Source organism: Vibrio cionasavignyae (assembly GCF_050337155.1).
Taxonomy (GTDB): Bacteria; Pseudomonadota; Gammaproteobacteria; order Enterobacterales; family Vibrionaceae; genus Vibrio; species Vibrio nomapromontoriensis.
Map to the genome: position 1 here is coordinate 1 of NZ_JAKJSR010000054.1, position 2487 is coordinate 2487.

General features: G+C 41.0%; 3 protein-coding genes and 1 pseudogene. All 4 read right to left on the reverse strand.

Annotated elements, in window-relative coordinates; genetic code table 11:
• On the reverse strand, positions 1-231 hold a 231-nt coding region (locus tag L4D74_RS25210; protein WP_489686474.1), incomplete at its 3' end, for a GFA family protein.
• Positions 232-777: 546 nt separating this feature from the next.
• A complete protein-coding gene (locus L4D74_RS24980) occupies positions 778-1200 on the reverse strand; it encodes a DUF2513 domain-containing protein (RefSeq protein ID WP_045128460.1) in 423 nt (140 codons plus the stop codon).
• A gap of 518 nt (positions 1201-1718) precedes the next feature.
• The gene (locus L4D74_RS24985) at positions 1719-2141 is read right to left on the reverse strand and encodes a VOC family protein (RefSeq protein WP_265678131.1); all 423 of its coding nucleotides are present in this window, start codon (positions 2139-2141) and stop codon (positions 1719-1721) included.
• 106 nt (positions 2142-2247) lie between these two features.
• A pseudogene (locus L4D74_RS24990) lies at positions 2248-2487 on the reverse strand (hypothetical protein); the annotation flags it as partial.

Here is a 2487-nt window from a genome sequence, read left to right on the forward strand (position 1 = left end):
ACAACCACATGTGGTACAGAAAAAGTGCTTAGCGACATTCGTATTAAACGTGTAAGTACTTAAACAATCCTGTCCCTTCAACAAAGAAAATTTCGAGTTAGGTACTATCAAATGAAGAAAGCCTGACTTTTTACATATTGAGCAATTGCATAAGTCAGCCTCAATAACTTCGGGAGCTTCAACTGAAAACTGAACTTCTCCACAATGACAACTTCCTTGATATTCCATCATTTCCTCGTTGAAACATAACGCCTTGCTAAGTTGCAGCTAACGAACACAACACCCAAGCAAAGCCACGTAATCACTGAACTCAACCAAACCAAAATCGCCAAACGTTAGCTGTCTGCTTGAGCAATTTGTTAGCTTTTTACGTGCGATGTCGCAGACGTTTAGCACCAAGGTCTTAACGAAGCGCCCCAAAGCCGACGCCGCCGATGAAACCAATGCAGAAGCAATGAACCTTCCATCAACTTGCTGCCAAAGATGGTGACACTTAAAGGCAACTCACGGTTTTTGCGCTGAAGCTGACTGCCAAATGCACCATACTCCAAGTTGATTAACGCCCTTTCCGAGCAAAAGAAACAGCACGTGCAGGTCTGTAATTTGGCACCGATGAGCAGGTGTAAAGCTAGAACGATGAATCCCTACTCCAATGAGCTTAACCGAGAAAGCTAACGCCTTACTAAGTGGCGCTTACGATTAACTTTACAAAGCGCACATCACCTAAAACCAAAACCGCCGCACGTTACGCGTCCACTTGAGTAATTTGTTATATGTTTATTTCAGTACACTTTCATCAAAGTACTTTTGCAGTTGGGTAGAGGCTATTTTGGTAGCTACACCTTGAGCAACTTTCCAAACGGTTTCAATTGAGTTTTCTTTCAAATCTCCCTTTATGGCATTCCAAATATTCTTCTGATGAAGAGCTGACAAAAAATCATAACCTTGAGCAGTTAGTCTAACGTTGAAATCTGCCCATGAAAAATCATCTATTTCGTCGAGATCAGGTTCAAATGGAGATTGACCATGACGAGTTAAATATTGAAGAAAGCCTTGGTCATGAAGAATTCCCATATGAAATACAAATCGATTGTCGACTTCACTTGATAGTTTCGCAATCTCAGAAATCAATGGATATGGTTTTTCAACTTTTTCAAAAGCTTCAAGTAATTGCTTTAAATACTCATAATTAACTTTCATAAAACTCCAAACTCGAAAAACATATAACGCCCGCTTAAGTGGCGAGTTAACGCACCACCAAAACCTAAAATTTACACCGTAATCCCAAATGCTAAATATGACGCCAAAAGCGCCACGCGTTACGAGTCCACTTGAAGCGTTTGTTAGCCGTTGTCTTTGCCATGTTGCACGAACTATTAGCGCAAATGGAAACGTGAATAATAGAGCGCGTATTTGAACGTTAAGAAAGCCCAAACCAATTTTTTAAACCAAGACGCTCAACTAATATTCAAAACCAAAAACCGAACTTAAAACACTGGAATCACGGATACACGAAAGCCAATCTAGAACACGAGTAATTAAAGACTGAACCCCATATTTACCCTTTCAACGCCCTCGACGGCTAACGCCCGCTTAAGTTGTGAGTGACGCTCCACTGAACTTAACTTGGACTCCGTAATCACATAAGCCCAAATTGACGCCAAAAGTGCCGAGCGTTACGAATCAACTTGAAGCGTTTGTTATGCGATTTTTGCCACTCACTCATATAAGTACATTTCATCGGGTATTGCGGACAAAAATTCGGTTAACTCCCATTCAAAACCAGCTTTATCGAAAAAGTAAGCGCGCTTTCGATATGTTTCTTCAGGAGCAAAAATACCTCGACAATAGCCCTGTTCGATAAGGTTAGCCTCTATGCTTTCGAGGTTTTCCACGACTAAACCAATATGATTTACGCCACAATTTTTATACGTCTTTTGAACGCTGTTTGGAGTTATTGAGTCTAGATGGGGTTCTTGAAGCGCAAAATAACTTTGCTCGTTGCCAACATGAGCCCAACGATGTCTATCCGGAGATTTTACATCTTTTCTCACTTGAAAGTCCGGTGCAACTATAGAGAGAAACGCGAATGCTTCGTCAATATCTGGAACTGTAATATTTAAATGCTCTATTTTGGTCATATTAAATTATCCTTTTATCAATGACATGAGTATCAATCGAAGCATCTTAATCTCTGAACTTAACTAGAGGTCAAGCTGAGATTTGTTCAATCGCATAAACGCCTTGTTAAGTAGCAGCTAACTGCCACCACACCCAAACAAAGCCACCGTAATCACTAAACTCAACCAAACCAAAATCGCCGACTGTTAGCTGTCTGCTTGAACAATTTGTTATGTTTCTTTGCTCTTGTGGGCGAGTTTGTGGGCATGTTGCTCCCACTCTCTCCCGTCGAACTCCGATACCACAACCTTTGAAATTGGAGTGTCGATACAATTGATATTCACGTCCACTCCATCGGGGTTTGAG